At 27.6% G+C, this 25,794-nt stretch carries 25 protein-coding genes and 1 other RNA gene; 24 read left to right on the forward strand and 2 right to left on the reverse strand.

Going from position 1 to position 25,794, the window contains the following annotated elements:
* The first annotated feature begins 288 nt into the window (after nt 1–288).
* From ARA19_RS09050 to ARA19_RS09160, 24 genes are all read left to right on the forward strand, one after another.
* Nucleotides 289–615 (forward strand): hypothetical protein, encoded by a 327-nt coding sequence (locus ARA19_RS09050; RefSeq protein ID WP_055070649.1) that lies wholly within the window; start codon nt 289–291, stop codon nt 613–615.
* The gene (locus ARA19_RS09055) at nt 602–2,557 is read left to right on the forward strand and encodes a V-type ATP synthase subunit I (protein ID WP_055070650.1); all 1,956 of its coding nucleotides are present in this window, start codon (nt 602–604) and stop codon (nt 2,555–2,557) included. The genes ARA19_RS09050 and ARA19_RS09055 overlap by 14 nt, the downstream gene beginning before the upstream one ends.
* Before the next feature lie 47 nt (nt 2,558–2,604).
* On the forward strand, nt 2,605–3,084 hold the full coding sequence (locus ARA19_RS09060) for a V-type ATP synthase subunit K (protein WP_055070651.1): 480 nt from the start codon (nt 2,605–2,607) through the stop codon (nt 3,082–3,084).
* A 40-nt stretch (nt 3,085–3,124) separates the two neighbouring features.
* On the forward strand, nt 3,125–3,724 hold the full coding sequence (locus ARA19_RS09065) for a V-type ATP synthase subunit E (RefSeq protein ID WP_055070652.1): 600 nt from the start codon (nt 3,125–3,127) through the stop codon (nt 3,722–3,724).
* Nucleotides 3,725–3,736: 12 nt separating this feature from the next.
* Nucleotides 3,737–4,738: a V-type ATP synthase subunit C gene (locus ARA19_RS09070; RefSeq protein ID WP_055070653.1), complete on the forward strand. Its 1,002-nt coding sequence runs from the start codon at nt 3,737–3,739 to the stop codon at nt 4,736–4,738.
* The gene (locus tag ARA19_RS09075) at nt 4,725–5,042 is read left to right on the forward strand and encodes a V-type ATP synthase subunit F (protein ID WP_197276584.1); all 318 of its coding nucleotides are present in this window, start codon (nt 4,725–4,727) and stop codon (nt 5,040–5,042) included. The genes ARA19_RS09070 and ARA19_RS09075 overlap by 14 nt, the downstream gene beginning before the upstream one ends.
* Nucleotides 5,043–5,060: 18 nt before the next feature.
* Nucleotides 5,061–6,836 (forward strand): V-type ATP synthase subunit A, encoded by a 1,776-nt coding sequence (locus ARA19_RS09080; protein WP_055072094.1) that lies wholly within the window; start codon nt 5,061–5,063, stop codon nt 6,834–6,836.
* Entirely contained in the window at nt 6,829–8,211 is a 1,383-nt protein-coding gene (locus ARA19_RS09085) for a V-type ATP synthase subunit B (protein ID WP_055070654.1), read from the forward strand. Before ARA19_RS09080 ends, ARA19_RS09085 begins: the two co-directional genes overlap by 8 nt.
* Nucleotides 8,212–8,214: 3 nt before the next feature.
* Nucleotides 8,215–8,859, forward strand: coding sequence for a V-type ATP synthase subunit D (locus tag ARA19_RS09090; RefSeq protein ID WP_055070655.1), 645 nt, complete (start codon nt 8,215–8,217; stop codon nt 8,857–8,859).
* A 173-nt stretch (nt 8,860–9,032) separates the two neighbouring features.
* A complete protein-coding gene (locus ARA19_RS09095; protein WP_242862419.1) occupies nt 9,033–9,599 on the forward strand; it encodes a helix-turn-helix domain-containing protein in 567 nt (188 codons plus the stop codon).
* A 73-nt stretch (nt 9,600–9,672) separates the two neighbouring features.
* Nucleotides 9,673–10,629: an MraY family glycosyltransferase gene (locus ARA19_RS09100; protein ID WP_055070656.1), complete on the forward strand. Its 957-nt coding sequence runs from the start codon at nt 9,673–9,675 to the stop codon at nt 10,627–10,629.
* Between the two features lie 201 nt (nt 10,630–10,830).
* Nucleotides 10,831–12,045, forward strand: coding sequence for an argininosuccinate synthase (locus ARA19_RS09105; protein WP_055070657.1), 1,215 nt, complete (start codon nt 10,831–10,833; stop codon nt 12,043–12,045).
* A 23-nt stretch (nt 12,046–12,068) separates the two neighbouring features.
* The gene (gene argH, locus ARA19_RS09110) at nt 12,069–13,463 is read left to right on the forward strand and encodes an argininosuccinate lyase (protein WP_055070658.1); all 1,395 of its coding nucleotides are present in this window, start codon (nt 12,069–12,071) and stop codon (nt 13,461–13,463) included.
* A 5-nt stretch (nt 13,464–13,468) separates the two neighbouring features.
* On the forward strand, nt 13,469–14,512 hold the full coding sequence (argC, locus tag ARA19_RS09115; RefSeq protein ID WP_055070659.1) for an N-acetyl-gamma-glutamyl-phosphate reductase: 1,044 nt from the start codon (nt 13,469–13,471) through the stop codon (nt 14,510–14,512).
* A gap of 21 nt (nt 14,513–14,533) precedes the next feature.
* Nucleotides 14,534–15,751, forward strand: coding sequence for a bifunctional ornithine acetyltransferase/N-acetylglutamate synthase (gene argJ / locus ARA19_RS09120; RefSeq protein WP_055070660.1), 1,218 nt, complete (start codon nt 14,534–14,536; stop codon nt 15,749–15,751).
* Between the two features lie 78 nt (nt 15,752–15,829).
* The gene (gene argB, locus ARA19_RS09125) at nt 15,830–16,690 is read left to right on the forward strand and encodes an acetylglutamate kinase (RefSeq protein WP_055070661.1); all 861 of its coding nucleotides are present in this window, start codon (nt 15,830–15,832) and stop codon (nt 16,688–16,690) included.
* A gap of 22 nt (nt 16,691–16,712) precedes the next feature.
* Nucleotides 16,713–17,882, forward strand: a complete 1,170-nt coding sequence (locus ARA19_RS09130) for an aspartate aminotransferase family protein (RefSeq protein WP_055070662.1) — start codon at nt 16,713–16,715, stop codon at nt 17,880–17,882.
* 101 nt (nt 17,883–17,983) lie between these two features.
* The gene (gene def, locus ARA19_RS09135) at nt 17,984–18,457 is read left to right on the forward strand and encodes a peptide deformylase (protein ID WP_055070663.1); all 474 of its coding nucleotides are present in this window, start codon (nt 17,984–17,986) and stop codon (nt 18,455–18,457) included.
* Nucleotides 18,458–18,562: 105 nt separating this feature from the next.
* Nucleotides 18,563–19,612 (forward strand): DNA polymerase IV, encoded by a 1,050-nt coding sequence (locus ARA19_RS09140; protein WP_055070664.1) that lies wholly within the window; start codon nt 18,563–18,565, stop codon nt 19,610–19,612.
* Nucleotides 19,613–19,673: 61 nt separating this feature from the next.
* On the forward strand, nt 19,674–21,980 hold the full coding sequence (gene helD, locus ARA19_RS09145; RefSeq protein WP_055070665.1) for an RNA polymerase recycling motor HelD: 2,307 nt from the start codon (nt 19,674–19,676) through the stop codon (nt 21,978–21,980).
* Between the two features lie 29 nt (nt 21,981–22,009).
* The gene (locus tag ARA19_RS09150) at nt 22,010–22,273 is read left to right on the forward strand and encodes a DUF1292 domain-containing protein (protein ID WP_055070666.1); all 264 of its coding nucleotides are present in this window, start codon (nt 22,010–22,012) and stop codon (nt 22,271–22,273) included.
* A 15-nt stretch (nt 22,274–22,288) separates the two neighbouring features.
* Nucleotides 22,289–22,684, forward strand: coding sequence for a hypothetical protein (locus ARA19_RS09155; RefSeq protein ID WP_055070667.1), 396 nt, complete (start codon nt 22,289–22,291; stop codon nt 22,682–22,684).
* Nucleotides 22,685–22,740: 56 nt separating this feature from the next.
* A non-coding RNA gene (gene ssrS / locus ARA19_RS17155) (6S RNA) lies at nt 22,741–22,934 on the forward strand.
* A gap of 120 nt (nt 22,935–23,054) precedes the next feature.
* Nucleotides 23,055–24,266: an NADP-dependent isocitrate dehydrogenase gene (locus tag ARA19_RS09160; protein WP_055070668.1), complete on the forward strand. Its 1,212-nt coding sequence runs from the start codon at nt 23,055–23,057 to the stop codon at nt 24,264–24,266.
* 41 nt (nt 24,267–24,307) lie between these two features.
* On the opposite strand, the gene ARA19_RS09165 is transcribed toward ARA19_RS09160, so the two are convergent.
* The gene (locus tag ARA19_RS09165; RefSeq protein ID WP_055070669.1) at nt 24,308–25,252 is read right to left on the reverse strand and encodes a hypothetical protein; all 945 of its coding nucleotides are present in this window, start codon (nt 25,250–25,252) and stop codon (nt 24,308–24,310) included.
* Nucleotides 25,253–25,368: 116 nt separating this feature from the next.
* On the reverse strand, nt 25,369–25,785 hold the full coding sequence (gene perR, locus ARA19_RS09170; protein WP_055070670.1) for a transcriptional regulator PerR: 417 nt from the start codon (nt 25,783–25,785) through the stop codon (nt 25,369–25,371).
* Between the last annotated feature and the right edge of the window lie 9 nt (nt 25,786–25,794).

Genomic DNA, 25,794 nt, shown 5'->3' on the forward strand with positions numbered 1-25,794 from the left:
CATTTTAATAAGATGTAAGCTTTTTTTATTTTACAAATAAATGTATTAATATCCCTTGTTCTAATTTGTAGAATTTTATATGTAAAGCTAGTAATAATGCTAGTTGTATGAATTTTTTAAGTATAAAAGGGAAACAAAATGTAAACAATGATAAAAAGTACAAGTTTTCCAAAATAAGTTATTGAATTAAAAAAATATTTGTGTATAATAATAATTAGATTAAGTGTTAATTAATACTATATAAAGTATTAAGATATATTTTATTAATGTTTTAAAGGTGGTGAAATTTTGGCAATAGAAGTAATTAATGAAATTAAAAAAGCTGAAGAAGCTGCAAAGACACTTATGAAAGAAGCACAAACTGAAGCAAGGGAAATGATAGTTAAGGCTAATCAACAAGGGGAAAATGAGTTTAAAAAAATAGTTGATGAAGCTAAAAATAAAGGTGAAGAAAAAATCCAAAAACAAGTTGAAGCTACTAAGAAAGAAGCTGATACAATGTTTGAAGCAAGTAAGTCAGAATGTGCTAAGATACAATCAGTATCTAAAAATAAGGTTGATGAAGCTGTTAAATTAGTGATTGAGAGGATTGTGAATATTCATGGCAATAGTTAAAATGAATAAATTCACTTTACTTACCTTTGAAGCAGAAAAGGAAAAGCTACTTGAAAAAATTCAAGGTTCCTTAGAGGTTGAATTTATTAACCTTCAAAGTGATGATTTAATTGAAAGAAATGAAATTCTTGAAAGTTTAAAAAAAGAAGATATTGATTCTGAAACATCAATTATTGAAGAAAATGTTTCTAAAACAAGAAGTTCAATAGATTTTTTAAGAACTTATATTGCTGATGAATCTGGAATCAAAGCTATGAAAAAAGGAAAAGAAAGTTTAACTTTGGACGAGCTTAAGAATTCAGTTGAATCAAGTAATTGGGAAGAAGTTTATTCTGAAGTTAAGGAACTTGAAAATTCACTTTCAAAGTTAGAAAATGAAAAAAATAGGCTTGAGAGTGAGATAGAAAACTTAATACCTTGGAAAAACTTTGATGCTCCATTAAGTGAAGTAAATGAATTAAAAATGACATCTATGTTTTTAGGTAGTTTACCAAAGCAATATAAAGATGTTATATCAAAAGAACTTAATTCTGTTTCTGAAAAAAGTTATTTAGAAATAGTTTCAGAAAATAACCAAGATATTTTTGTTTTTGCTATTACAGTAAATGATGATAAAGAAAAAGTTGAAGAACTTCTTAAAAACTTTGGATTTTCACCATTTCAAACAAAACATACAGATGTTCCTAAAAATATTATAGATAACTTTAAAGGATCTATAAAGGAAATAGAAAATGAGAAGACAAAGATTAAAAATGAACTTTTAACTTTTGAATCTCAAAAGAAAATTTTAGAATTAGCCTATGAATACTACGAAAATTATCTTCTTAGAAAAAGGGTAAATAAAAATTTACTTAAGACAGATAAAACAGTTTTATTCCAAGGATGGATTCCAAGTAAAGATAATGATCTTTTAAAAGAAAATATTGAAAGTATTGTGGGGGAAACTTATTATATAAGTTTTGAAGATGTTAAAGAAGAAGAAATTGAAACTGTACCTATTAAGTTAGAAAATAAAGGGCCAGCAGAAGTTTTTGATTCTATAACAGAGATGTATAGTTTACCAAAATATAATGAGATAGATCCAACACCATTATTAACACCATTTTATATCGTATTTTTTGGTATGATGGTTGCTGACTTTGGTTATGGTCTAGCATTATTCTTAGGAACTGTAGCTGTTTTAAAATTATTTAATTTAGATGATGGTATGAAGAAATTTATTAAATTCTTTATGTATCTAAGTATTTCAACAGCAGCTTTTGGATTAATATTTGGTACTGTGTTTGGTATAGATATTAAAGAAAGTTTAGGAATTGGTTTAATTAGTCCAAGTAAGGACACTAATATGCTATTACTATTAGCTGTTGGATTTGGAGTAATCCAAATATTCTTTGGACTAGGAATAAAAGCATACATGTTAATAAGAGATGGTAAACCATTATATGCCTTCTTTGATGTTGGATCATGGGTTATGCTTTTAGTAGGTCTTGCAATGTTAGTAGTTCCTAGTTTAAAAATAGTTGGAATTGCTCTTGCTGTTATTGGTTCTATAGTAATAGTAGCAACACAAGGTAGGAATGAAGCCACTACAGGGGCTAAAATTGGACAAGGATTATATGCTTTATATGGTGTAACAAGTTATGTAGGAGACTTAGTTTCTTACACAAGACTTATGGCTTTAGGAATTGCAGGGGGATCAATTGCAGCAGCATTAAACCTTATTATAGGAATGTTACCTGGTTGGTCAGTAATAATTGTTGGACCATTAGCCTTTATAGGTGCTCATATATTCAATATGCTTTTATCCTTATTAGGAGCATATGTTCATACTGCAAGATTACAGTATGTTGAATATTTCTCAAAATTCTATGATGGTGGTGGAAGACCATTCTCACCATTATCTACAATAAATAAGTATATAACTTTAAAAAAAATTAAATAAAATAATTTAAAAATTATACTAGGTGAATATTTAGGAGGATTAAAATTATGGAAACTTGGGTTAACTTTTTTACACAACATGGAGGAATGATTTTTGGTGCTTTAGGTATAGCTTTAGCTGTAGGTATGTCAGGTATAGGATCAGCTAAAGGAGTTGGAATAGTTGGTGAGGCTGCTTCAGGCTTAGTTACAGAAGAACCAGAGAAATTTGGTAAAGCGTTAGTACTTGAATTATTACCAGGTACTCAAGGATTATATGGATTCGTTATAGGTTTCTTAGCTTTCAATGCTATGAGCAAAGGTATTAGTTTACAAAATGGTATGTTCTTATTATTTGCATGTTTACCAATAGCTATTTCAGGTTTATGGTCAGGTATTGCTCAAGGTAAAGCAGCAGCTGCTGGAATTCAAATACTTGCTAAAAAGCCAGAACATACAACTAAAGGTATAATCTTAGCGGCTATGGTTGAAACATACGCTTTATTAGGATTCGTTATATCATTCTTATTAGTAAACACAATAAAATAATTAAAAAGATAGTAAGTTTAAAGATTGGAGAAGTGGTTTAATGGCAAATTTAGAGCAAATAACTTCTAAAATCAAGCAAGATTCAGAAAATCAAAAGGAAGCTATCTTAAAGGAAGCTAAACTTGAATGTGAAAAAATAATAGAAAAGAAAATTTCTTCAGCTAATAAATTAGCTGAAGAAATTCTTAAAAAGGCAGAAACTGAATCTATTGATAGAAAGAGTAGAATATTATCAAGTGCAGAATTAAAGATAAGAAATGAAAAATTAGAAGTAAAACAAAAAGTTATGGATAGTATATTTTTAAGAGCTAAAGAAAGCTTAAATTCTATGTCAGAAGTTGAGCTGAAAAATTTTATAAAGAATAAAATATTATCTTTAGATATAGTTGGTGATGAAAAAATCATTTTAAGTAAAAACAATAAAGAATTATTGGATTTAACTTTCATAAATGAAATAAATAAAGAGCTTTTGCTTAAGGGGAAAAAAGGTGAAATTTCACTGAGTAATTTAGAAAGAGAATTTAATGGTGGATTCATATTAGAGAAAAATGGAATAGAAATAAATATGACATTTGATTCTTTAGTAGATGCATCAAGAGATGATGTAGAATTTGAAATAGCGAGGATATTATTTAGTTAAGGGGGATAAGGTATGAAAGAAATGCAATTCACCCAAGTATTACCAAGACTTAGGGTTTTAGAAACCAAACTCCTTGATAAGTCAAAGATTGATAGACTTATAGATAGTAAGACATCCAAGGATGCATTAAAGGTACTTCAAGAAACAGATTATGGAGCACATATGGCTGATATTAATAAGCCAGAAGATTATGAGATAGTTCTTTCAAGAGAATTAACTTATGTATATGAAAATTTATATAAGATGTGTCCTGTAAGAGAAGTTATAGATGTAATGGCAGTAAAATATGACTATCATAATCTTAAAGTTTTAATTAAGGGGAAGATATTAAATAAAGATTTTTCCTATATGTTAATACCGATAGGTATATCAAAAGTGATAGATTTAAAACAAGCAGTAGAAACTGAATACTATAGAGATTTAAATCAACTTATGAGAGAATGCATAGAAAAAGTTGTTCAGGACTTTGAGTTAAATAAAGATCCTCAAAGAATAGATACTATAATTGATAAATATCAATTTATGCATATTAAAGAATTAGAAAATAAATTAAATCATGACGGGATAGCAAAATATATTGCTATGCAAATTGATTTAACTAATATAAAAACATTATTGAGAGTTAAAAAACAAGAAAAAAATAAAGAATTTTTAAATTCTGTATTAATTCCAGGTGGAAAAATTGATAATGAGAAATTAATAATGTTATTAAATGATGCTACAGAAAATATTTGGAGTAAATTAAGTTATACTGATTATGGAAATATTATTAAAGAAGGTGTTGCTGAGTATTCAGAAAGTAAGTCAGTTAGTTCCTTTGAAAAATTAATTGATAATTATATTATGAATTATATGAAGGATTCTAAATTTATTACATCTGGAGCAATGCCAGTATTAGCATATATTTATGCTAAGGAAAATGAGATTAAGCAAGTTAGAACTATAATGGTAGGTAAGCTTAATAGCATTTCTGAAGAAGTAATAAGAGAAAGGCTACGTGATGCTTATGTATAAAAAAATAGGGGTTGTTGGTGATAAAGATTCTGTTCTAGCATTCAAAGCATTAGGGGTAGATGTTTTTCCTGTAATTGAAGTTGAAGAAGCTAGAAAAACAGTTGATAAGCTTGCAATGACAGATTATGCTGTAATCTTCATAACAGAGCAAGTGGCAAAAGATATAGAGGAAACTATCGAAAGATATAATAATAAAGTTCTTCCAGCTGTGATATTAATTCCGAGCAATCAAGGAACTTTAAACATAGGATCAAAGAGAATTTCAGAAAATGTAGAAAAAGCAGTTGGTGTTAATATATTATAGGAAGGTAGGTTGGATAACTTGAAAAGTGGAAAAATTGTTAAAGTAGCAGGACCTCTTGTTGTAGCTGAGGGAATGGATGAAGCTAATATATATGACGTTGTAAAGGTTGGATCTAAAGGATTAATCGGTGAAATTATTGAGATGAGAGGCGATAAAGCTTCTATTCAGGTATATGAAGAAACTTCAGGAATTGGGCCAGGAGACCCAGTTGTAACTACTGGAGAACCTCTTTCAGTTGAACTTGGACCAGGTCTTATAGAATCAATGTTTGATGGAATACAAAGACCACTTGATGCTTTTTTAAAGGCAGCAGGAACAAATTTCCTTTCAAGAGGAGTACATGTAAAATCATTAAATAGAGAAAAGAAATGGGCTTTTGAAAGTTCAGTAAAGGTTGGAGATAATGTACAAGCTGGAGATGTAGTAGGTGTAGTACAAGAAACTCCAGTTGTTGAACATAGAATAATGGTTCCTTTTGGAATAGAAGGTATTATAAAAGAAATTAAATCAGGTGAATTTACAGTTGAAGAAACTATAGCTGTAATAGCTACTGATAAAGGTGATAAAGAAGTTCAGTTAATGCAAAAATGGCCAGTAAGAAAAGGTAGACCATATGCAAGAAAATTGAATCCTATAGAGCCTATGACTACAGGACAAAGAGTTGTAGATACGTTCTTCCCAGTAGCTAAAGGTGGAGCTGCTGCAGTACCAGGACCTTTCGGAGCTGGAAAAACAGTTGTTCAACACCAAATAGCTAAATGGGGAGATGCTGAAATAGTTGTTTATGTTGGTTGCGGTGAGCGTGGTAACGAAATGACAGATGTTCTAAATGAATTCCCAGAATTAAAAGATCCTAAGACTGGTGAAAGTCTTATGAAAAGAACTGTACTTATAGCCAATACTTCAAATATGCCAGTTGCTGCTAGAGAAGCTTCAATTTATACAGGTATAACTATTGCAGAATACTTTAGAGATATGGGTTATTCTGTATCAATAATGGCTGACTCAACATCACGTTGGGCTGAGGCATTAAGAGAAATGTCTGGAAGACTTGAAGAAATGCCAGGTGATGAAGGTTACCCAGCATATTTAGGTTCAAGACTTGCTGATTATTATGAAAGAGCTGGTAAAGTTATAACTTTAGGTAAGGATGGTAGAGAAGGAGCTGTAACTGCTATAGGAGCTGTATCCCCTCCAGGTGGAGATATATCAGAACCAGTAACACAATCAACTTTAAGAATTGTTAAGGTGTTCTGGGGATTAGATGCACAGTTAGCATATAAGAGACATTTCCCATCAATAAACTGGTTAAGTTCATACTCATTATATTTAGAAAAAATGGGTTCATGGATGGATGAAAATGTTGCTGAAGATTGGTCAGCATTAAGAAATGAAGCTATGGCATTACTTCAAGAGGAAGCTAACCTTGAAGAAATAGTTAGACTTGTTGGTATAGATGCTTTATCAGAAGGAGATAGATTAAAGCTTGAAGTTGCTAAATCAATAAGAGAGGATTATCTTCAACAAAATGCTTTCCATGAAGTTGATACTTATGCATCATTAGGAAAGCAATATAAGATGCTTAAAGCAGTATTAAGCTTCCAAGTAGAAGCTAAAAGAGCTTTAGATGCAGGAGTTTATTTAGATAAAATATTAAAATTACCAATAAGGGATAGAATTGCAAGAAGTAAGTATATTCCTGAAAATGAGATAAATAAAATAGATGATATTATTGTTGAATTAAAACAAGTTATTGATAATTTAATAAGCGAAGGAGGAGTTCTTGATGCTTAAAGAATATAGAACAGTTACTGAAGTAGTTGGACCTTTAATGGCTGTAGAAGGTGTTGAAGGTGTTAAATATGATGAATTAGTTGAAATAGAGTTACAAACAGGAGAACTAAGAAGAGGAAAAGTTCTTGAAGTTAATGGCGATAAAGCTATGGTTCAGATATTTGAAGGATCTTCAGGTATCAATGTAAAAGGAACTAAGGCTAGATTCTTAGGAAGACCACTTGAACTTGGTGTATCAGAAGATATGCTTGGAAGAGTCTTTGATGGGATGGGACGTCCAAAGGATAATGGGCCAAAAATAATCCCAGAAAAAAGATTAGATATTAATGGTGAGGCTATAAATCCTGTGGCTAGAAACTTCCCTTCTGAGTTTATTCAGACAGGTATTTCTGCAATAGATGGTCTTAATACACTTGTTAGAGGACAAAAGTTACCAGTTTTCTCTGGTTCTGGTCTTCCACATTCACAGCTAGCTGCTCAAATAGCTAGACAAGCTAAGGTTTTAAATTCAGATTCAAAATTTGCTGTTGTTTTTGGAGCAATTGGTATAACTTTTGAAGAAGCAGAATTCTTCGTTGAAGAGTTTGAAAGAACAGGAGCTATAGATAAGTCAGTATTATTTATGAACTTAGCATCAGATCCAGCTATTGAAAGAATTGCAACTCCAAGAATGGCTTTAACAGCTGCTGAATTCCTTGCATATGAAAAAGGAATGCACGTTCTTGTAATATTAACTGATATAACTAACTACTGTGAAGCTTTAAGAGAAGTTTCAGCAGCTAGAAAAGAAGTTCCTGGAAGAAGAGGATATCCTGGATATCTTTATACTGACCTTTCTACATTGTATGAAAGAGCAGGAAGAATAATAGGTAAAGAAGGATCAATAACTCAAATACCTATATTAACAATGCCGGAAGATGATAAGACCCATCCGATTCCAGACTTAACTGGATATATTACAGAAGGACAAATAATATTGTCAAGAGAATTGTATAAAAAAGGTATAATGCCTCCAATAGATGTTTTACCTTCATTATCAAGACTTAAAGATAAAGGAATTGGTAAAGGTAAGACAAGAGAAGATCATGCTGATACTATGAACCAATTGTTCTCTTCTTATGCTCAAGGAAAACAAGCAAAAGAACTTGCTGCAATATTAGGAGAATCAGCATTATCAGATACTGATAAAGCTTATGCTAAATTTGCAGAAGCTTTTGAAAAGGAGTATGTATCACAAGGTCTTACAACTGACAGAACAATAGAGGAAACTCTAAATCTTGGTTGGAAGCTTCTTAAGATATTACCAAAATCAGAACTTAAGAGAATTAGAGATGAATATTTAGAAAAATATATGCCTTTAGGAGAGGATGAGTAGCATATGGCACAAAGATTAAATGTCAATCCTACTAGAATGGAACTTTCTAAGCTTAAAAAAAGATTAAGCACAGCAACTAGAGGTCATAAATTATTAAAAGATAAGCAAGATGAATTAGTTAGACAATTCATCGAGCTTGTTAAATATAATAATAAGTTAAGAGCTGATGTAGAATCAGAGCTTGGAGCTTCATTAAAGGATTTTGTTATGGCTAGAGCTGGAATGAGTTCAGAATTCTTAGAAGAGGCCATATCATATCCAAAGGATAATATAACAGTTGATGTTGGAAATAAAAATATAATGAGTGTTAATGTACCAGTTATGAATTTTAAAAGAGAATTAGATGGTGATGAAGGAAGTATTTATCCTTATGGATTTGTCAATACTTCAGCAGAACTTGATGATGCTATAGGAAAATTACATGGTATATTACCAAAACTTTTAGAATTAGCTGAAGTTGAAAAATCTTGTCAATTAATGGCTGATGAAATAGAGAAGACAAGACGAAGAGTAAATGCTCTTGAGTATATGACAATTCCTCAATTAAAAGAGACTATAAGATTCATTAGAATGAAATTAGATGAAAATGAAAGGTCAGCACTTACTAGACTTATGAAAGTAAAGTCTATGATAGCAGAAAGATCTTAAAAGACACCATAAGGGTGTCTTTTTTGTTTATAAAAAAATACAAATGTATATACAAGAGGTAAAAAGTTTTGAATGAATGTTATTTTTTATATACTAAACCGTATTAAAACTATTTTTTTTATGTTATAATTTGGATAAGGTTTACAATAAATGTAAATAAGGGGGGATTTCTTTTGAAAGAAACTATGACACTTACTACCATAGAAGAAATAAAAACATATTCTGATCCGTATAGACTTAGAATAATAACTTTTTTAAGAAATAGTAGAGAAGAGGCTACAGTAAAGGAAATTGCTGACTATTTAGGAGAAGTTCCAGCTAAAATTCATTATCATATAAAAAAATTAGAACGTGCTGGAATAATTGAGTTAGTTAGAACTAAAGAGGTTAAAGGTATTATTGCTAAATATTATTATTTAACAGCAAATAATTATTTAATAGAAGGAGAAGAAATAAATATTCAAACTAAAAGAGTATATAAGTCACAAGTACTTAATATAGTTAATGAATATTATGATAAATCAAAAGAAAAGTCTATAGAGACCTTAATTAAAAAAATTAATAACAGTGAAAATAATGCTATTTCAATAATTTCTCGAGATATAAATATAGATGAAGAACTTTTTAAAGATTTTGATCAAGAGCTTAGAAATTTAGTAAAGAAATATGAAATATTAGCTAGTGAGAATAATGAAAAAACAAAGTGTCATATATTCTCTGTTTGTTTAAACCAAGGATAAATAATTAATTTTTGCTTAATATATAAATTACTTTCTGTCAATAATAAATATATTATTAAGAAAGGATAAATTTATGTTTAAGTATTTTATTGCAATAATTTCTTCATATATATTGGTAACTAAATTAATTCCAATTTTTATAAATATAAGTTTTCAATTAGATTTTACAGATAAACCAACAGAAAGAAAAAAACATAAAAAAAGTACACCATTAGTTGGTGGATTATGTATGTATATAAGTTTTTTTATCATATATTTATTTTTTTCATATAAATATAAAATTGAAAATTCAATTTATATTTTTTTAGGAGCAACATTAATATTATTGATAGGATTAGTGGATGATTATTATAAGGCTAGAAAAAAAGAATTTTCTATAATGCCTCGGGTGATAGTTCAAATTTTATCAGCTTCATTAATTTTTTCTATAGGAATTGTTTTTAAAGGATTTACCAATCCCTTAAATGGAGAATTTATATTTTTTCATCCCTTAATTCAATACTTTTTTACTATAACATGGATATTTGGATTAACTACAGTAGTAAATTGGAGTGATGGAATGGATGGAATAGCAGGAAGCATCGTTTCTATTTCATCTATTACACTTTTTTTTGTATCTTTGGTTAAAGATCAATATGATTCTGCAATAACAGCAGTTATATTATTAGGGGGAGTATTAGGATTTTTGAAATTTAATAAGTATCCAGCTAAAATATTTATGGGAGATTCAGGGGCTAATTTTTTAGGGTTTATGCTCTCTATAATAGCTTTAGAAGGAAGCTTTAAGCAAGCAACATTAATATCAGTTATTATTCCATTTATAGTTTTAGGAATACCTATTTTTGATAATATATTTGTTATAATCAAGAGATTTATAAATGGAAAAGAAATATATAAAGCTGATAGGTCTCAATTACATTATAGACTACAAAAAAGAGGCTTAAATAAAAAACAGATATTTACCTATATATCTATACTTAGTGGAATACTTAGTATTATATCTATAATATTAGCATTATTAAATATATAAAAAAGGATGTATAAAAAATATACATCCTTTTTTATATATTTAATAATGCATAAAAATTCATTATAAGTTTATATATATTTGAAATTATTGGAACATCAATTAAATTAATGCATAAATATAAAAGTATGCTTGTTTCTTATAGGAAATAATATTATAATAAAAATATATTACAATATATGGAAAATGAAAGGGGCTATTAATATGAAAAAAATTAATAAAGTTATATTGGCATATTCAGGTGGGTTAGATACCTCAATAATGATTTCATGGCTTAAAGAAAATTACGAATGTGAAGTTATTGCAGTTGTTGGTGATGTAGGTCAAGGTAGTGAGGTTGAGCCATTGAAAGAAAAGGCTCTTAGAACAGGAGCTTCTAAAATATATATAGAGGATTTAAAAGAGGACTTAGTTAATGAAATAATTTTTCCATCTCTTAAAGCTAATGCAGTTTATGAAGAAAAATATCTTTTAGGTACTGCGTTTGCAAGACCATTAATAGGTAAAAGATTAGTTGAAATTGCTATAAAGGAGGGAGCTGATGCAATAGTTCATGGATGTACTGGTAAAGGGAATGACCAAGTAAGATTTGAAATGGCAATAAAGGCATTTGCACCAAACATGATTGTTATAGCTCCGTGGAGAACTTGGGAACTTAAATCAAGAGAAGATGAAATAGCCTATGCAGAAGCTAGAAATATAGATATTCCATTAACACGAGAAACTAATTATAGTAAAGATAAGAATCTATGGCATTTAAGTCATGAAGGGCTTGATTTAGAGAATCCTTCAAATGAGCCTAATTATGAAAAAATCTTAGAATTAACAGTTACTCCTGAAAAAGCACCTGATAAAGCTACTTACATTACAATTCACTTTGAAAAAGGTGTTCCAACTAAAATTAATGGTGAAGCTTTAGGATCAGTTCAAATAATAGAAAAATTAAATAAATTAGGTGGAGAAAATGCTATAGGAATTATTGATTTAGTTGAAAATAGATTAGTAGGGATGAAATCTAGAGGTGTTTATGAAACTCCAGGAGGTAGTATTTTATATTATGCACATAAAGAATTAGAAACATTAACTATAGATAGAGAGACTTTACATTATAAAGAAGGTATAGGAAAGAAATTAGGAGAACTTCTTTATTATGGTCAATGGTATAGTCCTTTAAGAGAGGCTTTAATGTCTTTTATTAATAAAACACAAGAATATGTTACTGGAGATGTTAAATTAAAGTTATATAAAGGTAATATAATAACTGCTGGAATTGATAGTGAATATTCTTTGTATGATGAAGATATTGCCACATTCGATGAGGATGAAGTATATAATCAAAATGATTCAGAAGGTTTTATAAATCTATATGGTTTGCCATCTAAGGTTGTTGCAATGAAAAGAAAAAAACATTTTAAATAACAAAATGAATAGGAGATGATATAATGGGGAAACTTTGGGGCGGAAGATTCCAAAAAGATACTTCTAAAGAAGTAAATGATTTTAATTCTTCTATTGATATAGATAAAGTAATGTATAAGGAAGACATAGAAGGAAGTATAGCTCATGTTACAATGATAAGTAACTGTGGAATCATAAGCTTAGAAGAAGGAAAGACGATAATAGCAGGATTAAAGTCAATCCTTAATAAAATAGAAAATGGTGAATTAAGTTTTACTTCAGATAATGAAGATATTCACATGAATATAGAAACGCTTCTGATTAAAGAAATTGGTGAAGTTGGTAAAAAACTTCATACAGCAAGAAGTAGAAATGACCAAGTTGCTTTAGATATTAGAATGTATTTAAAAGGTGAAATAGAGAATTTAAAAAGTCGTATACTAGATTTTCAAAAAATTATTTTAAAAAAAGCTAGTGAAAATTTATATACCATAATGCCAGGATATACCCATCTTCAAAGGGCGCAAGGAATTACATTTGCTCATCATTTAATGGCATATTCTGAAATGTTAAAGAGGGATTATGAAAGATTAGAAGATTGTTATAAAAGAATGAATTCTATGCCTTTAGGTTCAGGAGCTTTAGCAACAACAACTTATCCTATAAACAGAGTTATGGTTAAAGAATTATTAAATTTTGATAGGTTAGGAGTAAATAGTATAGATGCTGTAGCAGATAGAGATTTTGTATTAGAATTAGCTAATGATTTGTCTATGATTATGATGCATTTATCTAGATTTAGTGAAGAGATAATACTTTGGTGTTCTTCGGAATTTTCTTTTGTTGAGTTAGATGATGCATATTCTACAGGATCTAGTATTATGCCACAAAAAAAGAATCCTGATGTAGCTGAATTAGTTAGAGGAAAAACAGGAAGAGTATACGGAAATCAAGTGGCTTTATTAACAATGATGAAAGGGATTCCGCTTGCTTACAACAAAGATATGCAAGAAGATAAAGAGTTAATTTTTGATTCTATAAATACAGTAAAAATTTGTTTAAGTACATTTAGTAAAATGATTGATACTTTAACTGTAAAAGAAGAGAATATGAAAAAAGCTTGTAAGGAAGGGTTTATAAATGCAACTGATTTAGCTGATTATTTGGTTAAAAAAAATATTGCATTTAGAGATGCTCATAAAATATTAGGAGAAATGGTGTTTTATTGTATAGAGAATAAAAAACACTTAGAGGATTTATCATTAGAGGAACTTAAAAGTTTTTCAGAGGTATTTACAGAAGAGGCTTATGAAGTTTTAGATATAGTAAATTGCGTTGAAAATAGAGATGTTATTGGAGGACCAAGCTCTAAACAAGTGACAATTAGGTTAAAAGAACTTAAAGATTATATAGTAAAAAAAGAAATGGATAAGGAGTGATTATTTTGATAAAGGTTGGTATTATTGGGGCAACTGGCTATGTAGGAGCTGAACTATTGAGGCTTCTTCTTAATCACGAAGCTGTTTCAGTAGAAGCTATTAGTTCTGTAACCTTTAAAGATGAATTAATTTCTTCTGTATATAAGAATTTTAGCGGAATAGTTGATTTAATATGTGAGGATGAAGATAGTGTTATATCTAAAAGTGATGTTATTTTTGGAGCATTGCCTCATGGCTTAAGTGAAAGGTTAGCATCTAAAATTTTAAAGTATAGAAAAAAATTTATAGATATTGGAGCAGATTTTAGATTAAAAAATGAGGAGTCTTATATTAAATGGTATAACAAGAGGTTTGATTATAAACCTCTTCATGAAAAATCAATATATAGTATTCCAGAATTTCATAGAAATAAAATTATAGAAGGTAATTATGAAATAATAGCAAACCCTGGTTGTTATCCAACATCCATAGCTTTAGGGTTGATTCCTGCAATTAAAAGTAATTTGGTTAATGAACAAAGTATAATAATTGATTCTAAATCTGGTGTTACGGGATCTGGAAGAAAGCTATCTTTGGGAAATCATTTTGTAGAGTGTAATGAATCTTTAAATGCTTATTCTTTAGGGGGAGTTCATAGGCATACTCCAGAAATAGAACAAATTATAAATGAATTTTCTGATACTAATGTTAAGATTACATTTACACCTCATTTAGTACCTTTGAATAGAGGAATTTTATCTACTATATATTTTGATTTAAAAGGTGAATACTCTCTTGAAAGCATTCATAAAATATATTCTAAGTTTTACGAAAATGAGTATTTTGTAAAAGTATTACCTTTGGGAAGTAATGCTAAAATTAAAGATGTTAAAAACTCTAATTACTGTAATATATCTATACACAAGGATAATAGATGTAATAGGTGCATAATATGTTCTGTTATAGATAATATGGTTAAAGGAGCAGCAGGTCAAGCCATACAAAATATGAACTTATTAATGGGGATTGAAGAAAATAAGGGACTGAAGTCTATTGCTACAGCTTTTTAAAGAAAAAGGGGGCTTTCTTATATGAAAATAATAAAAGGTGGAGTAACAGAGCCTTTAGGGTTCTTAGCTTCTGGAATCCATTGTGGACTAAAGAAAAGAAAAGAAAAATTAGACTTAGCACTTATATATTCAGAAAAATTATGTAATGGTGCTGCTGTCTATACTAAAAATATAGTTAAAGGAAATCCTATAATAGTAACTAAAAAACATTTATATAATGGTAAAGCTCAAGCAATTATAATAAATAGTGGTAATGCGAACACTTGTTCGGGGAACGATGGTTTAGCAAAAGCATATAAAATGACAAAGATTACTGCTGATAGTTTAAACATATCAGAAGAGGATGTTTTGGTAGCTTCTACAGGTGTTATAGGAGTTCCTTTAAATATAGAACTTATAGAAAATAATATAGAAAAGCTAAAATCATCTTTAAGTATTAAAGGAAATATATATGCTAGAGAAGCAATAATGACTACAGATACTATAAAAAAAGAAGTTGCAGTATCTTGCAAAATAGCTAATAAAATAGTGAAAATAGGCGCTATGGCAAAAGGATCTGGAATGATTTGTCCTAATATGGCAACAACATTAGGAGTTGTTACAACTGATATAAATATAAGTGTTGAGTTGTTACATGAAGCTTTAGTATATGCTGTTAATAAGAGTTTTAATAGAATTAGTATAGACGGTGATGAAAGTACAAATGATTCTATAATGATACTAGCAAATGGATTAGCAAATAATGATGAGGTAAATGAAAAAAATTCAGATTACTATGAATTTCTTGATTCATTAACCTATGCATTGGTAGAATTAGCAAAATTAGTGGCTAAAGACGGGGAAGGTGCTACTAAACTTTTAGAAGCTGTTGTTTATAATTGCAAAACAGAGGAAAATGCAGTTATACTTGCAAAAAGCATAATAAAATCTAATTTAGTAAAGGCAGCTATGTTTGGAAAAGATGCTAATTGGGGACGTATATTATGCTCTTTAGGGTATTCTGGAATAGAATTTGATATAAGTAAAATAGTATTAGCTATAGAAAGCTCTAAAGGGTATATAGAATTATTTAAGGAAGGTATTCCTCTTCAATTTGAAGAAGAAAAAGCAACTGCTATATTAGATTCAACGGATATAACAATATTAGTTAACCTTAATGAAGGTGAAGAAAAAGGATTTGCCTTTGGATGTGATTTAACATATGAATATGTCAGAATAAATGGAGATTATAGAACCTAATAAAATAACAACATGGCAATTCAGTGGTAGATAAAACCTATCACTGAATTAACTTTATTATATTAGGAGGATTTTAATATGAAAATATCTAATTTGACAAGAGCAAATACATTAATACAAGCTTTACCATATATACAAGAATATAGAGAAAAGGTGATTGTTGTAAAATATGGTGGTAATGCAATGCAGAGCATGAGTTTAGAAGAGGCTGTAATAAAAGATATAATCTTAATGAATTGTGTAGGAATAAAAGTTGTATTGGTTCATGGAGGCGGTCCAGATATAGATAATATGCTTAAAAAAGTAGGAAAAAAATCAGAGTTTATAAATGGATTAAGATATACAGATGAGGAAACTATGGAAATAGTTCAAATGGTTTTAGCAGGAAAAGTAAACAAAGAATTAGTTGCTCTCATTAATAAGAATGGTGGTAAAGCATTGGGATTATGTGGTATAGATGGTGCTATGATAAAAGCTAATAAAAAAATAAGTAATATGGATTATGGCTATGTGGGAGAAATAGAAGAAATAAACACAGAAGTTATAAGTAGTGCATTAGAAAAAAATTATATAAGTGTAATATCTACTATAGCATATGGAGATGATGGAAAAGCTTATAATATAAATGCAGATATAGCAGCAGCAAAAATAGCTGGGGCACTTAAAGCAGAGAAACTTATAATATTAACAGATGTACAAGGAATATTAAGGGATATAGAAGATGAAGATACATTAATATCTAATATACATTTAAAAGAGTTAGATACAATTATAGAGAATAAAATTATAAAAGGTGGAATGATTCCTAAAATAGAATGTTGTAAATCAGCTATAATAAATGGTGTTAAGAAGGCACATATAATAGATGGAAGAATACCTCATACAATATTACTAGAACTTTTTTCACGTAATGGAGTAGGAACAATGATAGAGAAATAATTAATATTGAGGGTGATTATTAATGGTTAATAAAGAAGAGTATTATAAGTATATTATAAATAATTATAAAGTTCATGATATAGTTATAGAATATGGAAAAGGGACATATTTATATGATAATAATAAAAAGAAGTATTTAGATCTAACCTCTGGAATAGGTGTTAATTCCTTAGGATATTGTGATGAAGAATTCGTTGAAGAGTTGAAAAATCAATTATCAAAAATATCACATACATCTAATTTATTTATAAATGAAAACACTGTAGAAGCAGCAAAATTATTAGTTCAACTTAGTAAAATGGATAAAGTGTTTTTTTCTAATTCTGGTGCTGAAAGTAATGAATGTGCTATAAAGATAGCAAGAAAATATAGTTATGATAAATATGGGTTCGGTAGGGATAAGATACTAACACTTAAAAATTCTTTTCATGGAAGAACATTAACCACTTTAAAGGCAACAGGACAAGAAAAGTTTCATAAATATTTTTATCCATTCCCTGAGGGATTCATATATGGAGAAGCTAACAATATAGAGAATATATTATCAAAGCTAAATAAAAATAATGTTTGCGCTATAATTGTAGAACCAATTCAAGGTGAAGGTGGAGTATTGCCTTTAAGTTGTGAATTTGTTACAAAATTAAAAAAGGTTTGTAATGAAAGAGATATAATATTGATATTTGATGAAGTTCAATGTGGAATAGGTAGAACTGGAAAGATGTTTGCATTTGAAAATTTTGATGTGACTCCAGATATTGTTACTTTAGCTAAAGGATTAGGTGGAGGTGTCCCTATAGGAGCAGTTATTTGTAATGAAAAAACTTCAGGAGTATTTAAATATGGTGATCATGGTTCAACTTATGGAGGAAATCCTTTAGTTACAACAGCAGCTAAATATGTTTTAAGTAAAGTTTCAAATACTAAGTTTTTAAATGAAATAAATGAAAAATCATTATATTTAATTAATTCTTTAAAGGAGATTAAAAGTGATAATATTGTAGAAATAAGAGGAATGGGGTTAATGGTTGGAATTGAGGTAAGGGGTAATGTTAATGAGTATATAGATAAAGCTATTGAAAAAGGTGTTTTATTATTATCAGCAGGAAATAATACCATAAGACTTCTTCCACCACTTACTATAACTATGAATGAATTAAAAAAGGCTATATCAGTATTAAAAGAAATTTTATAGAATATAATTAATGAAAAAATGTTAGAAATATGTTTTAATATAATTATGTGTTTTGTTAAAATATAATTTTAACGTTTTTTTTATTTGAAAGGAGAATTAAGATGGCAGTTAAAGAAATAGTTCAACTAGGAGCAGAATGTTTAAGACAAGTATCTCAAGAAGTTGATAATATAGATGATGTTAAAGGGCTTATAAAGGATTTAAAGGATACTCTAGCTACAGTTGATGGAATAGGTCTTGCAGCACCACAAATAGCAGTTAATAAAAGAGTTATATACATAAATTTTGGTGATGGGGAAAATGAATATGTATTAGTAAATCCTAAAGTATTAAAAGTATCTAAAAAAACTCATGAAGATTATGAAGGATGTTTAAGTTATGTAATGCATGAGGGATTAGTTGAAAGACCTGTAAAAGTAAAGATAGAAGCTTTAAATGAAAATGGTGAAAAGAAAGTTTATGAAGCAGAAGATTTACTTGCAAGATGCTTCCTTCATGAAATAGATCATTTAGAAGGTATAATGTATGTTGATAGAGCTAGTGAAATGTATGAATTAGTAGATGAAGAAGAATAATAAAATATAATTTATAAATTAAACTAAAAATCAAATTACTAAAAGGTAAGTATAAACTTACAAGTAATTTGATTTTTTTGTATTAATATAGAATAGGTGATTTTATTGGAGAGAAGAATTTTACATGTAGATATGGATGCTTTTTTTGCTTCAGTAGAAATTTTAGATAATCCAAAGTTAAAAGGTAAGCCTATAATTGTTGGAGGTGAAAGTGGGAGAGGTGTTGTTACAACTTGTTCCTATGAAGCTAGAAAATATGGAGTAAAATCTGCTATGCCTGGATTTAAAGCAAAGGCTTTGTGTCCTAATGGTATATTTGTACCTATAAGATATTATAGATATAGAGAAGTTTCCAATAAGGTTTTCAATTTACTTTATGATATTACAGAAAAAATAGAACAAGTCAGTATAGATGAGGCTTATTTGGATATAAGTGATTTAGATGAATCATCAATGGACGTAGCTATGAGAATCAAAAATCTTATAAAAAATAATATTGGATTAACGTTGTCAGTAGGAATATCTTATAATAAATTTTTAGCTAAAATAGCATCTGATTGGAAAAAGCCTAATGGACTTATGGAAATAAAAAAAGAAAATGTTAAAACTTTATTAGGACCATTAGAAATATCTAAGGTATATGGCCTTGGTCAGAAATCCGTTAAAAAATTAAATAATATAGGTGTTTATACTATTAATGATATGTACAGACTTCCAAAGGATATATACTCAGAATACTTTGGAAAATTCGGAAATGAAATATATGATAGGATTAGAGGGATAGATAATAGAGAAATTATAAACAAAAGAGAGAGAAAATCTATTGGAAAAGAAATAACTCTAAAAGAAGATACAAAAAATATAGAGGAACTCAGACAATATTTAATGAATTTTTCTGAATATATAGAGGCATATCTAAAAAAACATGAATTGAAAGCAAAAACAATAACATTAAAAATAAAGGATAGAGATTTTATTAATCATAGTAAAAGTAAAACTTTAAATTATTACTTAAAGAATAAAGATAATATATATAGTGAAGCAATTAAATTATTAAATGAAATTATCATAGAGAAGAAATTAAGATTAATAGGTATTAGTGTATCATCATTAGAACAATTAGACAACGAGCAATTGAGTTTATTTAATATTTAAAATTGACAAAAAAAATCTCATTAATTATAATCTATAATTAGCCAGTAAGGAGTGAGAATTAATGGAAGATAAGTTACTGCTTGAGGAAAAAGAGCACTTAAGAGAATTAAAAAATTGGATTGAATTAGAAGAAAATAGAATAGGTGTAGAAGAAACTGGGTTAAAGGAACGAATAGCAGCTTTAGAAAAGAAGAGTAAGGGTGCTTATAATCAAGAACTTGATATTAATAGAAAGTTATATAATATAGTAAAAAAAAATATTGAAAATTATAAAGAAGCTAAAGATAAGCCTTACTTTGCTAGAATAGATTTTAGGGAACGTAGAAAAGATACAGAGAGTTTTTATATAGGTAAAATAGGTTTAGGAGATGTGCAAGAGGGTGAAGAAAAAGTTATAGATTGGAGAGCTCCTATTGCAGATTTATATTATAGTGGAACACAAGGAGAGGCTTATTACAAAGCACCATCTGGTGTTATTGATGGAGATTTAAAATTAAAAAGAAAATTTTTATACAATAGTAATAATGATATTGAAAAGTTTTTTGATGAAGGAATAAATGAAATTATATTAAAGGCAGCAGGAAATTCTGAAGAGAGTGAAAGCTCATTAATAGATGAATTTTTAAAAGTAAATCTAGAAGAAAGTACTGGGAAAAAGCTTAAAGAGGTTGTTGCTACAATACAAAAAGAACAGAATGAAATAATAAGAGCTGATAAAAGTTTTCCCATAATCATTCAAGGATCAGCTGGTTCAGGAAAAACAACAGTTGCTCTACATAGATTAGCTTATCTTATGTATAGATATAATGAATCTTTAACAAATAAGGATATTCTAGTAGTTGCACCAAATAAAATATTTTTAGATTATATATCAGAAGTTCTACCAAATTTAGGTGTAGATTTAGTACCACAAAAAACTTTTGAAGAATTAGCAATTGAATCCTTGAAATTAAAGGGAAAATTAATAACTAAAGATAAGAAATTAATAAAAATATTAGAGGCTAATGAAGAGGAACAAGAAAAAATAAAATATATGAAAAATGCTAGCAAATTAAAAGGTTCTTTAGCATTTAAAGAGATATTAGATAGATATATAAAAGTATTAGAAAAAGATGATAGTTCAATAGAAGATATAACAATAAAAGGTTATAAGCTTTTTGATAGTAAGGAAATTAAAAGATTATTTTTAAAAGATCTAGCAAAGTATCCTATAAATAAAAGAAAAGATGAAATAAAAAGATACTTTGAAAAAAAACTGGGTGATAAATTATTTGATGTTTTAGAAAAGGTTGATTTTAAATATGAATATACTATAGCTAGAACTAAAAAAATAATTGAAGATGAGAAAGAACGAAGAAGAGAAATTATAAGAATATATGATGAACGTGATAAAGAAAAAGAAAGCATAAAAAAAGATGGTAAAAAAGAATTTAATTCTTATTTTGAACAATGGAAAGGCATAGATACTAAGAATATATATATTAATCTCTTTAAAGATAGTGAAACTTTTAATTTAGTGACTTCAGGAAAAATACCAAATAAATTATATGAGTTTATTAAAGAGGAACTTATTTATAATAATGAAAATAATATAATTGATTGTGATGATTTAGCGGCGATGCTTTATTTACAATTTAAAATAGATGGTATTAAAGAAAGTGAAATGGTGAAACATATAGTTGTGGATGAAGCACAAGATTATTCACCACTTCAAATAGAAGTTATATCTATGAAATCTTTAGGAAAAAGTCTAACTATAGTCGGTGATATAGGGCAAGGTATCTATTCTTATAGAGGAATAAAAGATTGGAATTCTATAATGACGTCAATCTATGAAAATAAAGGAATATATAAAGCATTAACTCAGAGTTATAGAAGTACTGTAGAAATTATAGAATTTGCCAATAAGGTGTTAAGGAAACAAGATAATTATCCTAAACCAGCATTGCCAGTTTTAAGACATGGAGATAAACCACAAATAAGTGAATTTAAAACTACAAAAGATTTTGTTATACAACTAGATGAAATTGTTAATGATATGATCTCAAAAAATAAAAAGTCAATTGCTATAATAGGAAAGACCTATAAGGAATGCAAGAAAATTAGAGATGCTATAAAAAAATATTCAAAGTATGATTTTAAATTAGTAAAAGAAGAAGATAAAACTTTAGAATTAGATTTTATAATAATTCCTTCATATTTAACAAAAGGACTAGAGTTTGACTGTTCTATTGTTTATAATTTAAATAGTGAAATTTACAAAAATGTTGATATGGATAAAAAATTACTTTATGTTGTATTAACAAGAGCTTTACATTATGAATATATTTTTTATAATGGAAATATATCAGAATTAGTAAATGATTAGTATTTTTATAAAGAAAGGTGAATTTAAAGATGAAAGAAAATGTAATGGCTTTTAGAGATGAAGATGGAAACAAAGTGGAGTTTGAAGTTATAGCAGAAATTTATTTAGATGAAGATACTGAAAATGAAAAAAAATATATTTTATTATCTCCATTAGAAGCTGAAGATAAAGAAGAAGTTGACATGTTTATATTCAGAGTTGATAAAAGTGAAAATGGTGAAGAATATAATTTAGTAGAAAATGATGAAGAATTCAATAAAGTAAAGAAAAAATATAAAGAATTAGCATATTAATAAATAGGTGATAAAATGGAAAAACAATCAATTATAGAATTTTTAGAAGATAATAATTTAACTGATATAGAGGAAGTTGAGATTGATGCTCAGGATGAAGTTATAGCAATTAAATTTTTCTATGATTTTGATAAAGATGAAATAAGTGCAGCAAAATCTTATGCTAGCGAAGAAACAGATTATGATGAAAATGATACTCAATGGATAGCAACTGGTATAATTCCTTATTTAAATGATTTAGCTTACGATAATGTTTCAGAAATAAATGAAGATTTAATGGAAGAATTTGAATTAATAGCTAAATTTAAAGCAGAGGATATAAGTACTAGTGATTATACATATCAAAAGTTTTATTTAATATTAACAGAGGATGATTCTATAGATTTAGAAGATATTATAGATAATCTATAAAAATAAAATAGCTTTCTTGACAATTTATAATTATTTGTTATAATTAAATCATGAAGTGAGTCCTAGAATGTACGCGAAGCTTATATATTCAACCTACATTTTGATATCGGGATTTGTAAAAACCTTAATGATACTATATTCCCATCCTATAGGATTAATATGGCAGGAAAAAGTAGAGATTAAGGTGAACAGAACCCACCTGCGAGGAGCAGGTATGAATAAATAAGTGTGACGGCATTTCGGGAATTAATTTAGAAATTAAACTTTGCTTAGGCAAAGTTTTTTTTTGCTCTTAAATACTTTTAAAACAAATTATTTACATTATTTTACTATTAAGTTATAATTAATTTAATTAAAGGGGGCAAAAAAAATGAAAAAGATAGAAATGATTAATCCATTAGTTGAAATGAATGGGGATGAAATGACTAGAATCATTTGGGGATTAATAAAGGATGAATTAATAAATCCTTATATTAAATTAAAAACTGAATATTATGATTTAGGCTTAAAAAATAGAAATAAAACTGCTGATAAAGTGACTATAGAAGCAGCTAATGCAACTAAAAAATATGGAGTTGCTGTTAAATGTGCAACTATAACTCCAAATAAAGCTCGTTTAAATGAATATAATCTTGATGAACTTTGGAAAAGTCCAAATGCAACCATAAGAGCTATTTTAGATGGAACTGTATTTAGAAAGCCTATAGTAGTAAATAATATAAAGCCTTATGTGAAGGGATGGAATAAACCAATAACTATAGCTAGACATGCTTATGGAGATATATATAAATCAACAGAAATTAAATGTAATAAAGGTGATTCAGTATCTATATTGGTAGAAAATCAAAATGGTGAAAAAGAAAAAAAAATAATTCATGAATTTTCTAATTCAGATGGAATAGTAATGGGAATGCATAATAGCAATAGCTCAATTGAAAGTTTTGCACATTCTTGTTTTAAATATGCCTTAGATTGTAAAGAAGATTTATGGTTTTCAGCAAAAGATACAATATCAAAAATATATGATCATGAATTTAAAGATATATTTGATGATATATTTAATAATTATTATAAAGATCTTTTTATGGAGAATAACATAGAATATTTTTATACTTTGATAGATGATGCAGTAGCTAGAGTAATAAAATCAGAAGGTGGATTTATATGGGCATGTAAAAATTATGATGGAGATGTTATGTCCGATTTAATAGCAACAGCATTTGGATCTTTAGCAATGATGACTTCTGTATTAGTGTCACCTAATGGATATTTTGAATATGAAGCAGCTCATGGAACTGTTCAAAGACATTATTATAAATATTTAAAGGGGGAGGAGACTTCCACAAATTCAGTAGCTACTATATTTGCATGGACCGGAGCTTTAAGGAAAAGAGGAGAATTAGATAATATTGATGAATTAATAACTTTTTCAAATAAATTAGAAAAGGCAACTATTAATACTATAGAAAGTGGATTAGTAACAAAAGATTTAGCTTTATTATTAAAAGATAACTGTAAGCAAAGTTTAAATACAGAAGATTTTATTAAAGCTATAAGAAGACAATTAGAATTAATATTATAGAATAAAAAAATTAGATGGAAATTTTTCTCCATCTAATTTTTTTATTCTATTTTATCAATGATAAATTTATTATTATTATCTTTTTTTAATGTTAAATTCCATTGAAGAAGTGAATTTTCGTCTTTATTTGATTTTGAAGATTTTCTAAATCTTAAGTGCCAATTCATTTCTGTAATATTTCCCTTAGTATCCCATTTTGAATCTCTAAAGAAAGCATCTTGAAATACATAATAAAAATTATCTTTATTTATAATATCAATATCATGAATTGCTTTACTTGAAACATTTGAAGAAAATACATCTGGTAAATCATAAAGATTATAAGGTAGAGTTATTATATTAATAAAATTTTGAATTATTGAATAACTTTCTAGATAAATTTTTTCATAAGAAATATTTTTTAAATTATTATTTATTAACATATATTTTTCTATATTATTTTCTGTATTATCTAAAGAAAAAGAAATTATTTTAGGAGTTTTATTATTATTTGAATCAAGTACTCCTAAAAAACTATTAGTAGAACAATAAACATCTTTAAAGTGATCTCCATTCCATTTAAATATATGGTTTATTGGTACGTTATTTTCACTAGATTGTATTATTATTTCTGGAATTTTATTTCTAGATAAATCTAAAAAATTAATAGAAATAGGCCAAATTTCATTTGATACTCCTAAAGTATTTAGTGGTGATTTAACATCTAAAGAATAATTTTTATTATTAATATTGCAGGATATAATATATTGATTTTCTGACGAGGAAGTTATGTATACAATATCTTTTTTATTATCTCCATTTAAATCAATAAGGAAGCTTTTTCCATCATTTGAAACAGAAGATGAAAATGTTAATATTGATTCATCTTTTGATTTAAGTAAGTATATTTTTCTAATGAAATAAAAAGAAATTAAAAAAAATACAATTATTAGATTAATTAAAAAAAATAGTAAAATCTTTTTTTTGTTAAATACTTTAAAAAACATTTCTTAAATCACCTCATAATAATTATATGTATAAATACATAATTAATTCATTTATCATGTGATTTAAAATAAAAAAGGTAAATAGTATTATTAATACTATCAACCTTTAATGAGAATTACATGTTTTCTTTACAGGTTTCACAGATTCCATAAAAATAACTTTGAGAATTTAAAATTTCAAAATTAGATATATCAGAGGCTTTTTTATTTAAATCTTCAACATCTAATCCATATAAATCAACAACTTTTGAACAATGCAAACATTGGATATGTGAGTGATTAGATGTAGTAGCATCATATCTAAAATTACCTTCACCAAGATTAAGTTCTATTACTAAGTTAACTTCTACTAAAGTTTTTAATGTTTTATATACAGTTGCTAAACTCATTGTAGGGTATTCCTCTTGTAAAGCTTTATATATAACTTCAGCAGATGGATGTTCATTAGTATTTTTTAAATATTTATAAACAGCAATTCTTTGAGGAGTAAGCTTAAGCTTTTTCTCTTTAAAAATTCTTGTGATATTATCCATATTATTCTC

It is taken from the genome of Clostridium massiliamazoniense (assembly GCF_001403635.1).
Classification (GTDB): Bacteria; Bacillota; Clostridia; order Clostridiales; family Clostridiaceae; genus Sarcina; species Sarcina massiliamazoniense.